The sequence below is a fragment of the Paraburkholderia franconis genome, from assembly GCF_009362735.1.
Taxonomy (GTDB): Bacteria; Pseudomonadota; Gammaproteobacteria; order Burkholderiales; family Burkholderiaceae; genus Paraburkholderia; species Paraburkholderia franconis.
On the sequence record NZ_WHNP01000098.1, the window covers coordinates 1 to 20,087 of the forward strand.

The following is a 20,087-nucleotide window of genomic DNA, read 5'->3' on the forward strand; positions in this document are numbered from 1 at the left end:
CTACGGCCGGCTTCGTGCATTAACTCGTCGATGCTGGCGCGGGTGTTCTGAATCAGATCGAGCATGGGCAACAGGAGCTGACTGTTCTCGGCAAAACAGGCGCGCAGCCCGTCCGGGTCCTGCTTGGGCACCACGTGCAACGGCGCGCTGGCGCTTTGGGGCTTCTTCTTGGTACGCTTCATTTGGCGGTTCTCCTTGGTCCCCTGTCCGGGAAGTTGGTCGTCGAAACCCGATTCTCTCGGATTTCCAACGGGGAACCGCCGCCTTCAACCTTCAACTACGCCCGGGACATTGCCGTTACACTTCGAAAGTCACAACTCTACACGAAAAAAACGTGCACCAGGTTTCAGGATTTTCCTGACACGCAGTGGTCACCTCAAATCCACACTGATCCTCACGACGGTTAGCATTATTTAAGACTTGAGTAGGCTAACCGATGAAACGACATTCGATTTCGCCAATCATTCCCTTATCACCCGCGCGAATCTGGCTCTATAATTCAGCTACTGGCGCAATGGAGCGCTGTATAAAAAAGGGGGAATACATGGCCACCTTAGCTGCTATCGAACGGCAAATTGCAAGGTTGAAAAGTCAGGCCAATGCGATGGCCAAAAAGCAAGACGGTGCCGTCAAGAAAATCCTTAAACAGATGAAGGTTGCGGGCGTAACGGTCGAGGAAATTGTTGGGGCGAGCGGGAGTCGAGCTAAACGGGCCCCAATGGCCGGAAAGTATTCCACTGCTAACGGGAAACCCGGGAAACTGCCGCCGAAGTATCGCGACCCGGTCTCGGGCGCGACCTGGAGCGGTCACGCTCGTCCTCCCGCCTGGATTAAGGAAGCAAAAGATCGATCCAAATTTCTGATCAGTAAGGACACTTCAGCTGTTTCCGTTCAGAAAGCAAAAGCTACAACTGCGCTGAAGGGTGCAAAAAACAAAGGTAGTAGTTCACTCAACCCCAAATATCAGGATCCTGTTTCGGGCGCTACGTGGTCGGGAGCCGGACGACCGCCCGCGTGGATCAGTCAGGCAAAAAGCCGTGACGCTTTCCTGGTCGGCGCCGCGGCAAAGAAAGCAGGACGAAAAAGCGCGACGAAGCCGAATTAACGAGACACCGCGCCAGTTCGATTCGCGCCGGTAACAGCGCCCGCGCAGCAGCCTGATCTGGTGCCCTCCAAAGGCATCTATTTGTAAGTGACCGGTACCGCCATGGCCCGCCCTGACCAAAGGGAGTCGTAGACGGTGCCGACGCTCACCAAGCGCTTTTGAAAAAAGCGGCGAGTCTCGATGGTCATCGGCCAGGCAGACTGCCCGGCTCGTGTTATGCCGACCTTCGACTCGAGAGCAGGCCCTCATCTGGTCGACCCCGCCGTGACCATTGCACATGGTCATGGCGCCAGGTGGCAGCGAGTGGCAGGGCACGACTTTTGGGAGAAGCATCGGCGATAGCCGCGTCTTGGTGACACGCCTTCCGGTCCGCCTTGCCCAGGATGCGGCTCGGTTGGGACGAAATTGCCATGCATCAAGCGGAATCTATCGTGATGCGATCGTACCAGAAGAGCCGTCCGCGCCGCCGCGGGTCAGCGAGTCGGCGTTTCATTCAGGATTATGTGGTTTCGACGCCGCCTGTCCGGAGAGCGCGTGGCTCGCCTGATCGATCAACGATTTCGCGGTGCCCACAACAATCGAGCGGTCGATATCGGCGGTTTGCCAGCGACCGCTGCTGTCCTTTGCGAACTGTAATTCCGCGTGAAGGGTTGTCCCCTCATCGCCGGTCTCATCGGGCCGCAGGACGATGCTGACGTTGCAGGTGAATGCGCGGCTACCGCCCGTACTCCCCTGTTCAGCACAGTCACCATCGGGCTTCACCAGCGCAACCCTGTCAGCCGTCGGCAACGGATTACCGGCGAGCGCATTCAGCCCTCCCTTGTTAGCCGCATCCAGCGCCCGACGTACTGCACTGTCGATGTCCGATGCGTCCGGACCTTCACGCGGCCACCCACACGCTGTCAGAGTCAGGCACGCCAGGGCTAGCGCCACAGGCAAAATATTTTTACTGTCCATCCTTATTCTCAATCCCGGGCAATATTGCCTGACCCAATTGTCGCATTTTGCCCGGAACGTACCGGAAGTTAACCCGTCCTTTCGACAGATCGTAGACCGGCGACTCCAGCGTGACCCGGTCACCGGCAAGAATGCGAACGTGATTCTGCGCATGCGGCCCGATGCATACGCGCTCACCACTACGCCGTTCGCGAACGTGCGCGGTATTTGTTGTCCGGCAGCACTTCGTCGACGACCCCGTTGAGTTCCATCAGTTCCTCCCTTTGCCAAATCAATTCCCCCAGTGTGCGTAATGCCGCGTCAATGCGGAGCATCGGCAAAGGGCGCTGAACACTGTAACCGTTCCGCGAGAGGTGATGTTGCAAGTTGTGTCCTGTGCGGCGCATTTCGCATGTGCGACGGAAGCCGATTTTGCACGAACAACATGGGCCAGGAAACAACGACGGTCGGCGGGATGAAACGCCAGATGCTGGTTCCGGTCACCAGTCACCAGTCACCACACCCGGAGCATCTGTTCACTTGCAGCCCGAGACTGGAGGGCTTGCTTTCAGCCGTGCGGCTTCTTTTATTCCGTCCATAAACTGGACGGTCTCATAGTTTCGCACGAGTTTTTCGAGACCGTGGACGATATCGGCTTCCATGGCGAGAAGGCCTTTTTCGCCGTGAAAGTTGGATCTGAAGGCCTGATTGAACCGGTTGCTCAAATAGGAACTGACTTCCTCGATTTTCTCGGGGCTCCCTGAGTCCGTGAACAGAACCGACCTGGGCGAACCAGCGTCATAGAACAGGTTATGCCGCCGCTTGGGCACGAAGTTCGCGGGCCGCTCGTCGGTAATCCACATAGAACCGATAACCCTGATCTTCCCCTTCATGCCCTTGGGCGTTATGAAGGTCCACACCTTGCGCGGCAGCCGCCCTTGAAGCTCGGTCAGCTTGTCGGTATCAGCTCCAAGTGTGCCAATACGCCCTTCGTTTAGATCCGATACGAAGTCTTTCCAGTAGTAGAAAATGTCCAAATTTGCTCCGTTCTCAAACTGGCGCTAACGAGTCAAATGCCGTGACGGCCACCTGGGGCGAAGCTCGGCGACAGAACGTGATACCTCATAGCGTGGACGCGGACACGCTACAGGTCGCTACCAGCAGCCATGACACGGCCGACGGTCTCTACGGGCGCCTTTGTCCAGGACAAGCGATCGGGGTCTATGGCAGGCTCGACAGTCACCTCGCGCGCCAGCTTGTCGTGACGCAGCGCAAGAAATCTTGCTTCCCGGTAGTTCGCCACGGGGCGTCCATTCATGAAATGATACCTCGACGACGATCTCGGGCTTGAGCCACAGGTATTCGCGATTGCGCTCGGACTCCGGTGTGTTACGGAATGGCGAGATGTCCTGCGGCGTGGTGTGCGCGAGGAATGCTGCAGCCTGCCGGCTTCTTAAATATGGTGGCACTGAGCCGACGTAGCGAAGCGTGCCGCCTGTTCGAACACGCCGAGCAGGAGGGAGTCGACGCCAGAACTCCCGCGCGCGATGCTACCGACGACGAACTCCTGCTGCTGGTGACATTTGAGTTGATCCAGTTCGGCGAGCGGCCCGAGCGGTAGGGCGCATCTGCGCGCCTGCCGATGATTCCCGCGAGCTTCATTTCCCGCGTCTTCGGCTGATCAAGCCAACGTTCGAACGACGGGCGCCATTCTTCCCACGCGTTGTCATCGAGGTCGAATTACTCGTCGACCTGGCCGCTTCCGTCTTCGCGGAGGAACGTGTAGACGCCGCCGTGCCCGCTCCGGTATGCGACGATGCAATCGCTCAGCTCGGTAGTCATGCCGACGGGATGCCGCTGCAGCAGCGCGGCAAGGTGCTCTTCGAAGCGTTCACGCGTCGTCATCGTCGTCCTCGTGTGGGTCGCCTCGTAGTATGGGCGCGTGCAGGGGCTTCGACATGTCTACACCCATCATCTCCATGGCGTCCGTCAGCAGATCGGTCTGCAGCCTGAAATTGAGAATGTGCTCTTCGCCGTCGAACACGCCTCCCATACCGCTGTGTATCGAGAGCACGTACCGGGCGACATGCAATGCGTGCAGAACCCTGGCTTCGTCGCCTGGCTGCTCGTCCTCGTCGAAGTCGATGGTCTTTTCAAGCCCGGGCGGCGGCGGAACGGAAACGACGCCGCTCTTCACCAGCTCGACGGCAGACGACACAAGGCGAATCTCCGGCTCGAAGTGCAGCGGAAACACCTCGCCCTCTGCGCGGCAGCTAATGCCGCTATGTCGCTGGAGCGTCCGCAGCGCCGCTTGCAGTGCATTCAGCACGAGACGATTGTCTGCTGCCTGCTGAACCGCGCGGCGGATAAACGGATCAGTGTCCATGATCCACCTCGATGAGCTACGCCCTTAACCGACTATTGCAGCGAGGCGATGCATCGCATTAACGCTACGCCGTTGATCGCTCCAAAGTCATCTGCGGGATGGTCGGAGCAGGGGGAACACCCTCCAGCAGCCGTCGCCGTGACGAAAGAAAAATAGTGCGAGTTGCTCACTGTCGTGCGTAGTCTCAACGCACACATAGCGCCTTCCGCCCGAGACCGTACGACTAAACGCGGTGATTCTTGCGGTCTTGCGAGGGTTGAAACCAAGCCATTTTTCCACTACGAAACGTAAGGATTGCTCTCCGGTATTGTTCATCTCGTCCACTCGGTCCTGTGTGAAGGCGCGTCCACACGCACAGCGCCTTTTACCCATACCAACGCAACGTGCGTGCCAGTGTGCTCGCCGCTCAATACCTGCACGATGAACGAGATTCGCCGATCTCGCAGGGCGGCGGTGGCGCTCAACGACATGCCGGATATCAGGGTAGCCATGCAGCAATTGCTTCCGCCGGCCTCGACCTGACCGTCGCGCCAGCTTGCGGCAAGCAGGTTAGCCAATCGGCAAACCAGGCACGGCGTTTTGCGAGATACAGGCGTCATGATTGAGGGGTGGCGGTGTTCCGCGCGGCACAAACACACGGTCGCCGGCTTTCACCGGAACATAAGACAGTGCGCAGTACCCGTCGCGAACGGCCTTTTTCAGAATCCAGACCTGTTCACCATAGTGGCAGCGACCCGCTTCACACCACGAAACGATAATCGTCGTCGCGCTGGGGCGTTCCAGTACGCGAATTTCGGGCGGCTTCAAACCGCTCGACGTATCGCTGCCTACCTGCTTCGACCGGCTGGTCTCAGCGAGCATGGTGCCGCGGCAGTTGGGCGAGCCGCATTGGCACCGGTACAGTTCTCGAAGTTCAACGGTTTGTGGTCCGTCGACGACGAGCCCGTAATTAATCGTCAGTTCTTCACCGCGTTTGACATCTCCCAGCGCGTAAATGAACACGCGTCCGTCGAAGATATAAGCCTTGCAGTTCGGCTCACAACCATGATTCATCCAGCGGACGCTGCTGCCTCCGCGCGCTCCGTCAATAACCGTCCCATCACCGATATCAAACAGGAAGGTGTGGCCAGGGGTCTTGCCATAACTGGAGGCGCGTTGCACGACGTGTTGCCAGGGGACGCGTGCGCCCTTGTACTCGGCAATCAGCTCGGCTCGACCGATATCCTGATTGGCAAAGACACCCTGTCCGTGCACCGGCGAAGGTTGCACAACGAATCGGGAAACTGAGGATTTATCAGACCGCATGTATCAACTGCCTAATGGCTCGGTAAAGCTTGGTCACCTCGGACCAGATGCCTAAGAAAGGAGCCCGCACCGCAGTCATTCTCGCGTGCGATGTGTTTATCGCACGAACGGGCTGCCGTGTTGAGAATAAGACCTAGGTGGGCGGCTGGCGAGAAGCGACCTCGTACCAGCCATTTGGCAGCGCGACGAGTACTCCCCGCTGTACCGCGTCCTGGAGAATTTTCTTGGCTGCGCGACGCTTGATGCCTAGCTTGTCCGCCACCTGCTGCAGAGAGACTCGCCGGTGCACGTCGCTCCAGCCAGCAAACAGGCTATCGACGGGCTTGCTTTCAATCATGTCCCCCGACGCTTTGGCCTGCCAACCTCCCTTTGGACGAGTTCGAAGGTACGCCTTGCCGTTTTCGCGCACTGCGGGTGCTAATTCACTCCCTGCTGGTTCCAACGATTTCGCCTGCACCTCATGCTCCGCCACGCGCGCCTGGTCCAGCTTCACCCGCGCCAGGTCCCGCGCGCCTTTCAAAAAGACGTCTCGGCTTTCCCGCTCGGACATCTTGCTGAGCAGGACACCGCGCACAGCACCATACTTGAGGAACATCGACTTCAGCGCCTGGGTCTCCGACTGCTTCAATTCGACCGAGTGCTGAAGCGCAGTAGTTTGCCGCTCGAGTTGCTCCGCGCTTTCGTCCGCCTGTATGCCGGCATTTACAGCGGCACATTGCTGAGCCAACTGCATGTTCGCCCGTTCAAGCTCCTCAGTGCTCAGATTGACTGCCTGGGCGGCCTGGGAGTCGTTCCACAACGAGCCGTCGGGAAGCTCCAGCGGCACCGTAGGCTCTTGCCTGTCGCAAGCAACCCCGGCTGATTCCCCGGGCAGCTCCGTTCTGAGCAGTTCGGTCCGCTCCAATGCACTCAGGGTGCGATAGTAGCGGCCGTCCACCATTGCATAACGATCGAGGAGATAGGCCATCAGCTCGGCCTCCAGCTCTAGCGCCCTTAATAACTCCCTCTGCTCGGAAATCTGCCGGCGCCAGGTTGCGAAGAGTGCGGCTTTTGCATGATGTGTCGCCAATTCGGCTGTGAGGCGCCGATGGGTCGCCAGCCCGTCGGAATGACGCTGATGCACGGTCGATTCCATAGCCCGCATCAACGCAGTCGTTGCCGCTGTCTCTTGCGTACCGTGAACAGCGGCTTCATTTAATGGCTTGGGTGCCTCCAGCTCCGTTCGCGCACTTTTTAACAGGCGGGTCATCCAGTTCACAAGCTATCCCTCGCGACGTCGAGCGGGACAATTTAGCACAGTCGACGCCGCTGGAAAGCCGACCGAGTACGGGAAAGTGGCTCCGCCCATCGCTGGTGACATGTCACACGCTCTCGCGCAAAATCGCCTCGCGGGCTTCAATGGCGCCTTCCCTCCGGAAAGCCATTTATCGCCCCACGCCATCATGACCTGCATGGATCCATAAAGGTCCCGGCCCATATTCGTCCCCGGCGCTGGTGACGTCTGCTCACGACTGACAAGGCCTCGGCATGTCGAGGTATTCGTTGGCTGTTCAAACTTCGGTTCTTTGCGCATACATCCGCGTTGCAATCCCATTGGAGAAGCGGTCAAATGAACGCACGATATGACGATCCCAAGGACCTGAAAAGTTTGCCCCACTCAAGATCGACACTGTCGGGGAAGATAGGTACGACACCTGCACCAGGGGTAAAAGTCAATTCACCAAAGTAAATTGCGTTGTCCGGAGCATAGAGATCCACTCGTACGTAATCGAAACCTTGAGATAGCATCTCGGCTGCATGAAGTATCGCAGTCAGGTTGGCAGGAGGTGGCTCCGGTGCAGGACTACGGGCATATCCGCCGACCTCTACGTCGAGATGATTCCAGTTCACGTCATAGATGTTGCCCCGGGGGTCTTGGCCAAAGCGATTGCTGATGTGCAGGATATACATCTCGGGGCGTCCCGTTTTTCGGGCAAAACAATGCACCTTATAATCGGCAGGAATCTCTGCGTTCTTGTCGAGAAGAAGCGTTTCGAAGAACAGTCGTGGCGCAATGTCCCTGTAGTGACGCTCACGAGCGTTTTTGTAGAAATCGGTCGACAGCCATCGGCCGGCAAGCTGTTGCAGTCGCTCAAAGCTGACCTTTGATTTGTCGTGCACGACTTCTACGAACGAACTCCCGTGATTTGCTTTCATGACAAAGGAATTCGGAAGAGAATCGAAAAGGACCCTCGTAAATTCCTCGGGCGCCGAAATCAAGGGCACGAGAAACTCTTCTCCAAGCACTCTGCCCACGTATTCGCGTACGCCTAGCTTGTCCGTCAGTGGAGCGTATCGAGGATCAGGTTTCAGGCTTCTCCTGAGAATCTGTTCGTTGAATGTGCGCGGCCGAATCAGATTCGGAAATCGACCTATCTCTTTTCGATGAAGAAGTGAGAGGAACAGTATGTCCGGCAGCAGAGACTTGGCTTTGTCTTTCAGATGTCTTTGGAAGCCAGGACCGTTGCGTACAATTTCTTTCTGGGTCATTCGGGGATTGATGGCATCGTTTGGTGGCAAAGCCGGATCGGTCCGAACACATCTTTTCGGACGTGACATGGACGTGTCCTCCGTTATTGCAAGCATAGCCTGGTTCGTCGTTAGCGATGTCTGCGACCAATGTGGTAGCGCGGGGAGTGCGACGTGAGCAGAGATATTCGCATGCAGTGACGGGCCGAATAACGTGTTTGTGCGCTCGAATACCTCGCCGCCAGACAATGAGGTTTCGAAAAGGCCGCACATGTTTCGATGACGGAATCCCAGTCCTAAGTGATTCCACGTGAAACATTCGCTTGTATGTGGCATCAGCTTGTTTTCACTCAAAGAGCCCCGGTGAGACGTGATGTTCCACATGGATACAACTCTTTGGTCGCGCACGGGTTCCACGATCTTCAGCGGCATGGCTGAGGCAACAGGCCGTTTGAGGATACCAGGCATTTGCGACGCTTGGACATTTCGGTCGCAAAGTCGAGTGCTATTGGCTGCAAACGCTGAATACCATACAAGTACCGACATGACGCGTGACTGATTGCTCTGCGACTGTGGGGGGCAGGCGTATTGAAGTCCGCCTTATCGGCCAAAACCGCGACATTCAGGGACGAGATCGTGTCGTAGGTGTCTGGTCTGCCAGGCTGTCAGCCAAATCATGCTAAATAGATGGCGCCAGATTTTCGGCGGAAAACATGTACCAGGCCCGTTCATTCACACGTTCGTTCCTGCTACGCGACGAGCGGATGAACCACAGCGGAATGTTGGTCGACCCTGAGCGGTGCGCAAGGTAGCAAGCTATGTCCCATCGGGACCGCTGAGTCCCGGCTGGCGCGATGCTAATGCGTTCCCCTGCCGCGTCGCGTCGATGGTCATGGCCGAGAGGCACGGAGACATCTGCTGTGTATTGCGTTGTGCGTCCGCAGTAAGCCTGGCTTGCAAGGCAACGCACAGCCGGATCGTGCTTCGTCGATCTGTGATTTCCGTTCAGCCTTGATATCGGGCTGTACTCTTTCAACCTGCGTGAGTCACTATGAAGAAAATGACCGTTGTAATCTGCAACTACAACTACGAACAGTTTCTGGCAGAGGCTATCGATTCCGCGCTCGCGCAGGACTACATGAACACGCACATCATGGTCATCGACGACGGATCGACGGACGGGTCGCGCGCGATTATGGAGGGATACGGCGCGCGCATCACATCCGTTTTCAAGGACAACGGCGGACAGGTATCCGCCTACAACCTGGGTGTCCAGCTCGTCGAAACTGATTACGTGCTGTTCCTCGACTCCGATGATGTGCTATATCCGGGTGCAGTAGCTGAAGTGATGCAACGTTTCGAAAGGGACAATCCGGCGAAAGTGCAGTTCCGCCTCGACGTCATCGATCCGATGAGCAGATGTACAGGCATTTTTGTGCCTCACTCGGGAATCAATGGTGACTGTCGGGATCTTCTGCTGGGCGGGTGGCTGTACCCATCACCGCCTGCCTCGGGCAATGCGTATAGTGTCAAGGTGCTAAGGCAGATTTTTCCCATTCCGGAAGCGGCCACTAACCGGTATGGCGCAGATTTCTACGCGATCTATGGCGCAGCCCTCGTTGGCCCGATATCGACCATTCCGAAGTCACTTGGCGGATACCGAGTAAATTATGACGGAGCGCGAGGCGTATCGTTTGCCAACTCCGAGCAGACCGACAAGGCGCCTAAAGCGTTCACGGCGCGGTGGGCGACCCTGCGCGACATAGCATCGCGCCGGTTAGGAATGCAATTGCCTCCCGAGTTCCACGATTTCGCGCATGAAAAGGCCCATTTCTGCTCGAGTGTCTATCAGGCGCCATTGACGAACCGATGGCGTTGGATGTTGAATGATTCGCACGCCTATCTGCATGCGATCGTGGCGAATCCATTCTGGAGTCTGAAGAAGAAGGTCGGAACGCTCGTGCTGTCCAGTCTCTGTCTGGTGCCGTACTCGCCTATCGCCGACTATGCGGTTCGGTACATCAGTAACCCACTAGCCCGCCATGGTGCCGGTTAGCACCAGGGATATCGCATTTAAACGAGTTATAGTCGGTGAAAGATCACATCGTCGGACGTTATCGCGGATATATCATTGAAGCATGCCTGGAGCCGCGTACGATCCGATTTTCCGACGGAGTCGCACCGAGATATCGCATCACCTGGTGGTTGCGTACAAGGACGTCGAAACAAAAGGTAGTTGGCCAATTTGCTGATCCTTTTTTATACGATTCGGAGAGCATCGCTCTCACTTGCGTCGACCGCAGGGCTCGCGCCTTTATCGATGCCATGTTAGCGGATGGCATCGACCACACGACGAGCGGCCTGTTTCCGTGATAAGGGGTTGGCATTAAAAGAACGCCGGCAACGCCGATCAGCAAACAAGTTAGCAATCGCGTGCCGACGACGAGGTGAATATAGACGGTGTCGTGCCGTGCACCTGACCGCTGATCCGGTCCTTGCCGGAAGAGCTTGTCGAAAAATTGTCATCGGCGAATCATTATCGATCGGCGGCAACGGGCGTTCGAGAGTTGGCACAAATCAAACTGTGATAGTTAATCAGGATTGCATATTGAAATGTCCGCGCTCGCCGCAATCCGTCGCGTTCGCGTTGAAACCGGCGCGATCGCCCCGTGCCCATTTGAAGGCCGCGAGCACAGGGCTCATAAGAGGAAAGGACTCCAAGGTCGACACCATGGTAGCCATGGACGGTCACCACAAAGGGGCATTCGGCAAGAGACGTTGCTCGCAGCCGTGTGAGGCGCGAGGCAATAAGGGGAATTACTAGCGTGCAACAACTGCGGAGGTTCAGGATCGCGACCGTGCTAGAGTGCCCCGGGCATCACAGAAAAGAGGAATATTCATGTACGTGAATCGGCATCATCTTTCCGCGCCGTCTTTGCTACCGATCCTTTTCACTGAACTCGACGCCAAAATCAGTTATGCACTGTCCGACGCGTCGTTAATGGACGCCACCCAGTGGCTGGACGTAGACCGCCGTCTCAACAGGCTACGCGCCGTCCTGGCGGGAAACCACTGCCTGCATCTTCCGCACATCTACGATCCGCCGCTGCAAGCCTCAACACCCACCGACTCACTTTTCCAGGTTAGATAAATAAACACCTCCCGGCGCTCCGTCGGCAATACGCCATAGTGGCCGGTGGCAGGCTAAGCCGATAAGACATCACGGACCGAGCGCCATCGAGGGACGCACCACGCGGGGTCTCCGCTGGCGAAAATTCCGGCGCGCCGTGCAGCAGACTGCACCCGGGCGGGCAGTCTGAAAATGTCGCCCGCCGCCGGACTGCTTGCGATAACGGACTACACCACCTACGATGGCCGTGCACGTTTTTCCCGGACTCGAATGGGGGTGCGTCATGGATAACTTCCAGTTGGACGGTCGCTGTACTTGCGGTGCGGTACGGTATCGCCTGTGCAGCAGTCCCATGTTCGTTCACTGCTGCCACTGCCGCTGGTGTCAGCGCGAATCGGGGGCGTCGTTTGCGCTGAATGCGATGATCGAAGCCGACCGCGTGAAGCTTCTCGCTGGCACGCCCGAGATCGTGGTAACACCGTCGCAGAGCGGAAAGGGGCAGAAAATCGCCCGTTGCCCGATCTGTCGTATGGCAGTCTGGAGCCACTACGCGGGCCCGGGTGATGCGGTGTGTTTCGTGCGGGTCGGCACGTTAGATGACCCGGACCGCCTCCCACCCGACATCCATATTTTTGTGTCCTCGAAGCAGCCGTGGGTGGTGCTCCCCACCAGTACCCCGGCCGTCGGCGGGTACTACTCCGCGAAGGATTACTGGCCCGAGGCGAGCCTGACAAGGCGAAGGGAGTTGCAAGTCAGGATGCAAAGATAGGGGGTTCAGATCTGGATGCTTTTGCTCGACGGAAACGGGCAACGAGGCTGTCCGTTTCTCAAGGTCAAAAGGAGAGGGTAGTGTCAGCTAACCTGTACCCAACAATACTGCCTCCGCCGATTTCCGTGCCCCCGCTCGTCGTGCCTTGTGCTGCTGTCGGGTAGATTGTCGTAATCGATCACATCCGTGTTCGTGATCGTGTCCTGATGCCTGATCGTGATACGGAATCGGTCTGGTTTACATCAATTGCAGTTGCAGCAATAACCGGCGAAGCGGCGCGCGGAAGGACTCAACGGCGGCGGCCCAGCAAGTGTAAAAGCTCCGCTCTCAGTTCGGAGATATCCAGAAGATGCTGTGCACGCGTAATGGCCACATAGAGCAGGCGCATCTCGTCGTCGTCGAGTGTCATGCGCCCGTCAACCACCTTAAAGCGGAAGTCATTGGTGACCTTTACCCGTTTCCATTCAAGTCCCTTCGCGCGATGCACGGTTGAGATTACATAGTCAGAGCCGGCCTCCGGCCTGATACGCCGTGCGAGCGCCCGCAAATACGCAGTGCCGCATCCGTCGACGATTTGCACTATCGGTAGCAGATCACGTCCCACGGCGCTGCGAGCAAAGGACTGTGCGTCGCTCCACGTCTCGAACAACGAGAATGCGGCCGGCCGGAATGCCCGCCTGCCAGCCAGTAGCAGGTCAGCACCATCGGCAAACGCTTCGATTTCGGCGGGACTCATCCTGATCGCCGGCTTGTGCCCCGCCTCAACGCCCGCGGCCAGGTGCCAGATTGCCGTCACGTTCTTCCGGCACAAAACAGCGTCGACGGGTGGTGAAATGTTCGGGTCTTCTACCATGATGGAGCCGATGGTGTCCTGGCCGCGAATGGGCGTGCGCTCGCCAAGCAAACCGACGAGGCGACTCGCAAGCGCCGCAAACGTTGGGCCGAAGCGAAATGACTCTGTTAACGCACGCTCGGGCGCGTTGATCGCGGCCATCGCATTGATCGCACCGCGCCACCCATAGATCTGCTGGTATGGATCGCCGACGTAGACGATCTGCGCGTGACGCTGCTGGTCAAGCACCGAAAGCATGACGCCATCGCTGTCCTGTGCTTCATCGAACAGGATGAAGTCGACGTCGAGATAGGGTGACGTCTGCGACCACACTTTTAGCGCCACGTCTGGCGTCACGGCACTGCGCCCGCGTGGATCTATGCTCTCCTTCCAGAGCCGCACGACGAATGGAAGCAAGGCTTCGCGCAGTGACCCGACAGCCGTCTCGTGCACTTTTTCGTCAACAGGGATGTGTGCAGCCTCAGGGGCAGCGTCCGCCGAACGACAGAACCGGCCGAGCCCGTCGATAACCATCCGGCCGAGCTCGAACGGCGTTACTTCGATCGACTTACCGGTGATCGTCGGTACCTGTACCGGCCCCAGGCCGCATCGTGCAGCCAGTTCGTGCGGTGGCTCGGGCGGAAGGCCCGCCCGGGCGCGAAGGGGCGGTGACACTGATGCGTAGGCCACAGAATGCATTGTGCGGGCACTGACGTGCGGCGGAAACCGTCGGCGCGCGTGCTCAGCTATCTCCCTGTTGAAGGCAAGGTAGCTGCCCCGTTTGCCAGCGAGATGATTCGCCACCAGCCCGAGTGTCGAAGTTTTGCCCGCCCCGGCGTACGCCTTGATTTTCAGGTCGCCGCCGTGGACGACCGCATCGATTACTGCTTCCTGTTCGGCGGTAGCCTTGAACGAGCGGGACATACGAAACGACTCTGAATGAAATGCGCGTAGTGTGCCTGAAAAGCCCCAGATCCGGCGATCGCTGAAAATCGCAACCGAAATGTCGTTACGGTAGCGGCTCGGCAGCGGTGTGCCGGACGCTCGGGGTGACGGCGCCCCGGTTCAGCGTACCGTACCGTCTCACGCCGAGCGCGGCTGCCGAGCAATCGCTGGCCACCATCCGGCAGATACTGGCTTCCCGAACCGGCCACCCGACGCGCACGCGCGCGCGTGACGCGGATAAAAACTCTGCCGGGCGCGGACGCCGCGACTATCATGTAGACGTGGCGCGTGTTAACGACACGTGGCCGCAAAGCGGGGCACAGGCGGGGCTGGCGGGAAACTGGCCGCCTGTCTGTGCCTCGCCCGAAACGGGTCTGCACAGGTGCGGGCCATTTTTTTTGCCAGCGCTTTCAGGGCGTGGAGACAATCGACGGCCTGCGCTATGCTCAGGCACAGCTATGTCGGCCGGCTGCACGCAAGAGGCGACGATCATGCTCGAACCGCATACCAGGGCGCTACATCGAGGGTGAGCGAGCCGTTCCCGGCTTGCATCGCCTTCTCAAACAGCGTAGGATGTAGCACAAGTGTGACACATTCTGGGAGTTGTCATGTCTACCACAACCCTTCGCCTGCCTCCCGACCTCCGGGACCGCGTTTCCAAGCTCGCGGAGCAGTCTGGTACGACGGCTCATAGTTTCATGTTGGAGGCAATCGCAGAGAGGGTCGCTAACGAAGAATTGCGTCGTGAGTTCCTTGAGGAAGGCGACAACCGGATTGCGAACATGCTGGAGATGGGTGTTGGCATCGAGTGGGCGGACATGCGTGGCTACCTTCGTGAACGGGCCGCAAACCGTGCTGCGGAATTGCCAAAGGTAAAGAAATGGCGCGACTGATTCTCGCGCCCGAAATACAACAAGATTTCGATCGGATTTTTGACTTCCTTTTTGAACACGCCCCGGAACACGCAGCACAACGCATAGAAGACATCGTAAGCGCGCTCGACATATTGAAATCGAGCCCGCTCATTGGACGGCCTGTTAGCCACAGTGGAATGCGCGAGTTAATTATCTCGACCGGAGCGAATGGCTATCTTGCGCTATATCGGTTTGTGCCTGAGCTGGACCTGGTGCTCGTGGCCGCGGTCCGCAGTCAGCGAGAATTGACCTATCGCCGCCGTGGCGATAGGTAGTCGGCGGGCTACGGAAATTCCGGTTCGCAACGGCTCGCAGGGAGTAGCGGCGTCACCTGATGGGACCCGACCGTATGTGGAACTCGGTCGACGGCACGGTCGCTGTGCTGGACACGACAGGCACGACGTTCTCAACCACGCTCGTCGGCATGGTGCCAGTCGGCCAGGGCGCCCTGGGGATCGCCGTCCCACCGGATAGCGCCCATGTCTATGTCGCAAACGCCACAAACGGGACCGTTCCGGTCATCCGACCAGTGCGCTGCACGTCGTCGATCCCGCGAACCCCGGCACGGACCGATACCTGCTCTCGATGGCCGTGTCGGTGACGCCGGATAACCGGTTTGTCTGGGTCCTATGTGCGCCGACGGCCCCGGCGACTCCGGCATACCTGCTGCAGATCGCCACTGAAAGGCCCCACAAGAATCACGTGATCAGGAAAATCGATCTGCGCGCACCAGGCGTTGTGAGACTACCTCAATACGACGGCGTGTTCGTCACATCGCCAATCAATCGCCGGAGATCGGGGATATCGCGCGGATCGAGCTGAACTCGCCGGTCGTGGGTGCGGGCTCGACGACCGGGAGGGTACACATCGAGCACGCACTGTCTCGACCGACGTACGTTTGGCCTGGTGTCGATCCAACAACGTCAGCGGCCTCGGTCGTGGTGCAGGAACGGGCCGCGATTCCTGGCCGGCGCCAACACGTCAGTCTTCGATATCGGGTTGCACTAACGCAGAATCCAGGCGAGATTCTTATCGACGCAGTCGCTGTTTTCGTGACGCGTGCCGTGTTGAAGATCGAGCAATAAGCGTCGCGGTCTGAATGAGGAGAGACTGGGATCGACGCCCCGGCCACCTACGCGAGTCAACGACCTTTCGATAGATAGTTCCGTCTGCGAATTCACCGCCGCTCCGGCCCCGGCCGTTCAACCGGCCGCACGCGCAGCCTGCAAGGTCGTCTCCTGCACACGCGGATGCGTCTCCGTCCCTGGCGCAGGCTGGCAGTTGCCCGAGACACGTAGATGAAAGAAATGCGGCAGTCCTGTGGAAGAAATGCGAAGTTCTACTGTGGATTCGCAATGCGCGAGACGCAGATGGTGATGCGTTGCGTTCTCAACGCGCGCGGTTGCTCGAAGGACTTCCGAGCGAAGTCGAACGGGAACAGTGGTGCGGACACAGGCATCCACTTGCACGGCATATACCGTTGGATTTTTGTCGGCAAATCTGCACGCGAATCTAGTGCATGTCGCAGAACTCCTTCACAATCTGGTCAGGATGTCTCCACCTGGCGGCTCACACAGAGGAGTTCTAATGGCGGGTTCGCGGATGGCCTTCGCCAGAAACGGATCGGACAAGGTGGTCGCAGCATGTGACCTGCCTGCCATAGGACCGGCGATCTTCCATTGCGCCGGCTGTGGCGACGAGGTGACGCTGTGCCGACCGCCCGGTTCTCAGGCCTTTTTTCGGCATGAGCGTGGTGCTGAGTGCGAACTCGGCGCGCTGCGCGCGCTGCACGCCGCGGCGCTGCAACTGCTCGTGGAGAGCCGGTTCGTCGATGCGCCGCCGCTCACACAGAACGGTCATGAACAAGGCAAGCGCCGCATGATCGAGGAGTGGGGCAGCGAAGTGTCTGTGCTCTCGAGGATTGACGGTGTGCCGGTAGATCTTTATGCGGAGACGCTGGCGGGTCCGCTGATCATCCAGATCGCGATCAAACCGTTGTATTACGCAACAACGCGCCCAGGCGTCAAGGCGCTCGGCTATGCGGCGCTTGAAATATCGATCCCCAAACCATACGCGATCGTTAGCGTTGGCGAGCTTCGGGAAGTCGTGCTGCGTGGGCTCACTAACAAGATCTGGCTATGGCACCCGGCAATCAGCAATCGCACGATTCACGTGCAACCCGAGCGGCGCCCCGTAGAAATGGCGTTGTTTGGCGAGGTCGAAAAGGCGCCCATGAAGCTGTCGATACCTGTGCCAGTCACGCCGTGGGTGGACGCCGGCTGGCTTGCTACCGATGCAGCCTACCGGCAAATGAGCGTTACGGACAAGATCCGCTCTCTTGAACGGCAACTGGGCTTAGCCTGCGATCGCTGGCCGGATGCCGTTGACATCGATGTGGTGGGGAAGGCGTCATTTGGTCGTGACCCGCGTATCTGGCAGGCAGACGTCTTTGGCAAGTTCGTGCGTCCGGGCACGCAGCGAGGTACGAGCGGTCGCGACTTCTCCATGCTGACAGTGCTCCGTTGGCTGGACATGCGCTACACCGTGGCACCGACGTTTGAGGATGCGGAGAAGGTCGCAGTCCGACAGTATCTGCGTGAGCTGACCGCCCGGGGGTATCTGATGGAACTGCCCGATCAGCACTTTCGGGTCTTGCCGGCGCCGCATCCAGAAGGGCTATCAAGGCTGCGGTGGAATCCGCAAGGTTGCCTGACGGTCAGTGCACTGCGTGTCTGCTCGGAGCGCGTGCGGCTGGACATTCCGGCCAACCAGGTTCAGCGCCTGCTCGAATATTTTGAAGACGGCCATCCGGCGCTGCCGGTCGTCGCCTTTGTGCAGGACCTGATGGTCCGCCTTCATGCCCCCGCACGCACCATCGTTGCCCTGCTGCGTGAAGCAGGATTGATCCTCGGCTAAGCGGTCAGCCATCTTCTGTCTGAATTCCTCGAGCCCGGAGCATATTCGATGGTGACGCCGAGCACCTCGGAATCGCTCATTGGGGCGCGGTAGCGGGTCCACGGAAACGCCCGCGTGGATAGCGCAGGCGTTCTCTATTAAGGCCTGGTGAGTGCTGCGTCACGGTGCCGTCATGCTCCAGCGCCCGTATGGGCGACGCGCAGATCGCCTTTTCGAGGACGATTTCTTCCTGTCGCATGACATCTTGATGAAAGTGATGCACAGAAAACGTGGACTAGCCTGTGGACAACCCGTCGGGGAATACCTGTAAGGGTTTGATTGCGCGCGGATTTGCACTGCGCGACGCAACGACATGGCACGCCATCCGATCGGGTTCCGGAACAAACGAACGATCGTTCGCATGTTGCTAATTAACCTTATGTCAAGTAATCCCTTGACGCTCTTTCCAGGTGCGCAGCTGAAGCGCAATATTTTGCGCCTTTCAGCCCTCCGTCATATATACTAGGACCGGAGGCTCACCATCATGGACATCCGCACACTCGGCAAGACTATTAGCGAACGGCGCCGGTCACTTGGCCTGACGCAAGAGCGTCTCGCGAAAATGGCCGGTCTGTCCCGCCGCACGATCCAGGCGCTGGAAGCCGGCAGCCTGCAAGACCTCGGCTTCGAACGGGTCACACGGACTCTGGGCGTCCTCGGGTTGTCGTTTTCTCCGAGCGTCGATGCGCGCAAGCGTAAGCGCGGCTTGTGGATGGCAGCGAAGAACGCCAGCGTCAGCTATCGCGGAGAATTGTCGGCGGACATGCTGGAACGGGCGCTCGCGACGGCCGAGGTGCCATCGGGCTTCGAAGCCCATGTTGGCCACTTCCTCGACGAGTCGCCACTCGATTATGTGGTCATGGCAGTTGAGGAAGCAGCCCAAATGGAGCACCGCGCGCCCTCTGAGATATGGGCGAACGTTGCGCGCCTCGCGCAGCGGCATTCCATTAACCGCAAGGACCTGTGGGCATGACCCAGCCGAAAGAGCTTCCGGCGGGCCCGTGGGAGTCCTTGCTCCTGAAGGCACTGACGCTTGTCGATGAGATTTCGAAGCACGGCGGCGTATCCAATCCGTTTTTCACGTTTGGTGGCGGCACAGTCCTGATGCTGCGTTACGGGCACCGCATGAGCAAGGACATTGATTTCTTTGTGTCCGATCCCCAGGCGCTCGGATACGTGACGCCGCGCCTCAGCGATGTCGCTGATGCCTTATGCGACTCACAATATACGGAGGCGTCCAACTTCGTGAAATTGCATCTGGATGAGGGCGAGATCGACTTCGTTGCCTCCCCTAACCTGCTGCCTGACGAACACGCCTTTGAAACGTGGGAGCTTGTCCAGCGTCCCGTTCGCGTCGAGACCGCTGCGGAGATTGTCGCGAAAAAGATGTATCACCGGGGAAATCAGGGAACCGCGCGCGATCTGTTCGACCTGTCGATGGTCATAGAGCGGGAACCGAACGCGCTGCGGCATGCGCGACCGTTCATGTACAGGCATCTGGACGCGCTTGCCGACGCCCTCGATGCGCCCCCCCTTGCGATGAAAGAGCGCTTCGCCTCGATCGAGATGCTGAACTACTCGCCAACATTCGACCAGGCAGCGGACGTCGTCCGGACATATTTTGCCGAACTGCGCGCGATTCGACAGAGGTCCGCCAGTGAGGCCGAGGCGTTCGTGTCGGCCCAAAACCTCACCAGGCAGCAAATCGATACGATTCGAGGCGAATACGGGGGGCCGATGATCCATCTCACTGAGCGGCACGCGGTACAGGATATTGGACGAAATCGGGCGGTCGTACACGACGTCGAGCAATTGGATCGCGACGTTCAAGCGAGCGAGGGGCTGCTCTGGATACGCTACCGGAATGGGCGAGCGGCCGTCACTCCCGCTCAGAAACCCGCCAGGACCAGGCATAGCTAAGTGACTGACTGGCCCCGCCCCAGCATCAGGTTTCGCATAGACTAATCGTTAATCGGGAAAATCGTAGGTCTCGTGCTTAAAATGGCAGTCAAATACCACCGGCAAAGCCGGTGGCTTGAAATTGTGAGCGCCTCAAAGGCGCCCATAAAACCGTGAGCCGCCGGTGGCGGCTTACTCCATGACCAGCTTCATCTGGTCGTATCGCTCATCCTCTTCTTCCTGATTGCGGATGTACGCTCGCACCATGTGCTCATCCAGCCCCACCGTAGAAACGAAGTAGCCTCGGGCCCAAAAGTGCTCGCCGGTAAAATTTCGCTGCCGTGCTCCGTACTTCCGGGCTATCTGAATTGCGCTTTTGCCCTTGATGTACCCGACCACATTC

Annotated in this window: 21 protein-coding genes and 2 pseudogenes; 11 read left to right on the top strand and 12 right to left on the bottom strand. The window is 58.6% G+C overall.

Translation table 11 applies throughout. The features are described 5' to 3' along the window. A pseudogene (locus GCT13_RS42360) lies at nucleotides 1–182 on the bottom strand (IS256 family transposase); the annotation flags it as partial. Between the two features lie 254 nt (nucleotides 183–436). Here GCT13_RS42360 and GCT13_RS42365 point away from each other — a divergent pair. Beyond that, nucleotides 437–1,105, top strand: a complete 669-nt coding sequence (locus tag GCT13_RS42365) for an H-NS family nucleoid-associated regulatory protein (protein WP_152767769.1) — start codon at nucleotides 437–439, stop codon at nucleotides 1,103–1,105. Nucleotides 1,106–1,594: 489 nt separating this feature from the next. Here GCT13_RS42365 and GCT13_RS42370 read toward each other — a convergent pair whose 3' ends face one another. The 4 genes and pseudogenes from GCT13_RS42370 to GCT13_RS51480 all read right to left on the bottom strand — a co-directional run bounded on the left by GCT13_RS42370 (nucleotide 1,595) and on the right by GCT13_RS51480 (nucleotide 3,510). Beyond that, on the bottom strand, nucleotides 1,595–2,062 hold the full coding sequence (locus tag GCT13_RS42370) for an LPS-assembly lipoprotein LptE (protein ID WP_152767770.1): 468 nt from the start codon (nucleotides 2,060–2,062) through the stop codon (nucleotides 1,595–1,597). Then, nucleotides 2,052–2,376, bottom strand: a pseudogene (gene infA / locus GCT13_RS42375) (translation initiation factor IF-1). Before infA ends, GCT13_RS42370 begins: the two are co-directional and overlap by 11 nt. A 201-nt stretch (nucleotides 2,377–2,577) precedes the next feature. Further along, complete coding sequence (locus tag GCT13_RS42380) at nucleotides 2,578–3,078, bottom strand: hypothetical protein (RefSeq protein WP_152767771.1); 501 nt, start codon at nucleotides 3,076–3,078, stop codon at nucleotides 2,578–2,580. 117 nt (nucleotides 3,079–3,195) lie between these two features. Beyond that, the gene (locus tag GCT13_RS51480) at nucleotides 3,196–3,510 is read right to left on the bottom strand and encodes an ATP dependent DNA ligase (protein ID WP_407670938.1); all 315 of its coding nucleotides are present in this window, start codon (nucleotides 3,508–3,510) and stop codon (nucleotides 3,196–3,198) included. Between GCT13_RS51480 and GCT13_RS42390 the strand changes: the two genes are divergently transcribed. Beyond that, the gene (locus GCT13_RS42390; protein WP_152767772.1) at nucleotides 3,474–3,662 is read left to right on the top strand and encodes a hypothetical protein; all 189 of its coding nucleotides are present in this window, start codon (nucleotides 3,474–3,476) and stop codon (nucleotides 3,660–3,662) included. The two genes, GCT13_RS51480 and GCT13_RS42390, sit on opposite strands and share 37 nt — an antisense overlap. A 119-nt stretch (nucleotides 3,663–3,781) precedes the next feature. On the opposite strand, the gene GCT13_RS48855 is transcribed toward GCT13_RS42390, so the two are convergent. The 5 genes from GCT13_RS48855 to GCT13_RS42420 all read right to left on the bottom strand — a co-directional run bounded on the left by GCT13_RS48855 (nucleotide 3,782) and on the right by GCT13_RS42420 (nucleotide 8,261). After that, a complete protein-coding gene (locus tag GCT13_RS48855; RefSeq protein WP_193727919.1) occupies nucleotides 3,782–3,946 on the bottom strand; it encodes a helix-hairpin-helix domain-containing protein in 165 nt (54 codons plus the stop codon). Beyond that, nucleotides 3,933–4,427 (bottom strand): hypothetical protein, encoded by a 495-nt coding sequence (locus tag GCT13_RS42395; RefSeq protein ID WP_152767773.1) that lies wholly within the window; start codon nucleotides 4,425–4,427, stop codon nucleotides 3,933–3,935. The genes GCT13_RS48855 and GCT13_RS42395 overlap by 14 nt, the downstream gene beginning before the upstream one ends. Nucleotides 4,428–4,976: 549 nt before the next feature. Next, a complete protein-coding gene (locus tag GCT13_RS42405) occupies nucleotides 4,977–5,696 on the bottom strand; it encodes an SET domain-containing protein-lysine N-methyltransferase (protein WP_321574986.1) in 720 nt (239 codons plus the stop codon). A gap of 169 nt (nucleotides 5,697–5,865) precedes the next feature. Then, entirely contained in the window at nucleotides 5,866–6,990 is a 1,125-nt protein-coding gene (locus GCT13_RS42410) for a hypothetical protein (protein WP_152767776.1), read from the bottom strand. A 347-nt stretch (nucleotides 6,991–7,337) separates the two neighbouring features. Further along, the gene (locus tag GCT13_RS42420; RefSeq protein ID WP_152767786.1) at nucleotides 7,338–8,261 is read right to left on the bottom strand and encodes an ATP-grasp fold amidoligase family protein; all 924 of its coding nucleotides are present in this window, start codon (nucleotides 8,259–8,261) and stop codon (nucleotides 7,338–7,340) included. Nucleotides 8,262–9,291: 1,030 nt separating this feature from the next. Here GCT13_RS42420 and GCT13_RS42425 point away from each other — a divergent pair. The 4 genes from GCT13_RS42425 to GCT13_RS42440 all read left to right on the top strand — a co-directional run bounded on the left by GCT13_RS42425 (nucleotide 9,292) and on the right by GCT13_RS42440 (nucleotide 12,139). Then, nucleotides 9,292–10,296, top strand: coding sequence for a glycosyltransferase family 2 protein (locus GCT13_RS42425; protein WP_152767777.1), 1,005 nt, complete (start codon nucleotides 9,292–9,294; stop codon nucleotides 10,294–10,296). 35 nt (nucleotides 10,297–10,331) lie between these two features. Continuing rightward, nucleotides 10,332–10,613, top strand: a complete 282-nt coding sequence (locus GCT13_RS42430; protein ID WP_321574987.1) for a hypothetical protein — start codon at nucleotides 10,332–10,334, stop codon at nucleotides 10,611–10,613. Nucleotides 10,614–11,139: 526 nt separating this feature from the next. Further along, nucleotides 11,140–11,391: a hypothetical protein gene (locus GCT13_RS42435; protein ID WP_152767778.1), complete on the top strand. Its 252-nt coding sequence runs from the start codon at nucleotides 11,140–11,142 to the stop codon at nucleotides 11,389–11,391. A 262-nt stretch (nucleotides 11,392–11,653) separates the two neighbouring features. Next, nucleotides 11,654–12,139: a GFA family protein gene (locus GCT13_RS42440; RefSeq protein WP_193727921.1), complete on the top strand. Its 486-nt coding sequence runs from the start codon at nucleotides 11,654–11,656 to the stop codon at nucleotides 12,137–12,139. 289 nt (nucleotides 12,140–12,428) lie between these two features. On the opposite strand, the gene GCT13_RS42445 is transcribed toward GCT13_RS42440, so the two are convergent. Continuing rightward, nucleotides 12,429–13,895, bottom strand: a complete 1,467-nt coding sequence (locus GCT13_RS42445; RefSeq protein ID WP_152767780.1) for a 3'-5' exonuclease — start codon at nucleotides 13,893–13,895, stop codon at nucleotides 12,429–12,431. A 629-nt stretch (nucleotides 13,896–14,524) separates the two neighbouring features. Here GCT13_RS42445 and GCT13_RS42450 point away from each other — a divergent pair. The 5 genes from GCT13_RS42450 (at nucleotide 14,525) to GCT13_RS42470 (ending at nucleotide 19,705) form a co-directional block, all read left to right on the top strand. Next, a complete protein-coding gene (locus tag GCT13_RS42450; RefSeq protein ID WP_152767781.1) occupies nucleotides 14,525–14,809 on the top strand; it encodes a ribbon-helix-helix domain-containing protein in 285 nt (94 codons plus the stop codon). Next, on the top strand, nucleotides 14,797–15,105 hold the full coding sequence (locus GCT13_RS42455; protein ID WP_152767782.1) for a type II toxin-antitoxin system RelE/ParE family toxin: 309 nt from the start codon (nucleotides 14,797–14,799) through the stop codon (nucleotides 15,103–15,105). Before GCT13_RS42450 ends, GCT13_RS42455 begins: the two co-directional genes overlap by 13 nt. Nucleotides 15,106–16,417: 1,312 nt before the next feature. Further along, the gene (locus GCT13_RS42460) at nucleotides 16,418–17,746 is read left to right on the top strand and encodes a competence protein CoiA family protein (protein ID WP_152767783.1); all 1,329 of its coding nucleotides are present in this window, start codon (nucleotides 16,418–16,420) and stop codon (nucleotides 17,744–17,746) included. Between the two features lie 523 nt (nucleotides 17,747–18,269). Next, nucleotides 18,270–18,758, top strand: coding sequence for a helix-turn-helix transcriptional regulator (locus GCT13_RS42465; RefSeq protein ID WP_152767784.1), 489 nt, complete (start codon nucleotides 18,270–18,272; stop codon nucleotides 18,756–18,758). Further along, nucleotides 18,755–19,705 carry a nucleotidyl transferase AbiEii/AbiGii toxin family protein gene (locus GCT13_RS42470; protein ID WP_152767785.1) on the top strand — a complete coding sequence of 317 codons (951 nt, stop codon included), beginning with the start codon at nucleotides 18,755–18,757 and terminating at the stop codon, nucleotides 19,703–19,705. Before GCT13_RS42465 ends, GCT13_RS42470 begins: the two co-directional genes overlap by 4 nt. A 171-nt stretch (nucleotides 19,706–19,876) precedes the next feature. Here the strand turns inward: GCT13_RS42470 and GCT13_RS42475 are convergent. Then, the coding region (locus tag GCT13_RS42475; protein WP_193727911.1) for a transposase at nucleotides 19,877–20,087 on the bottom strand (211 nt) is incomplete at its 5' end.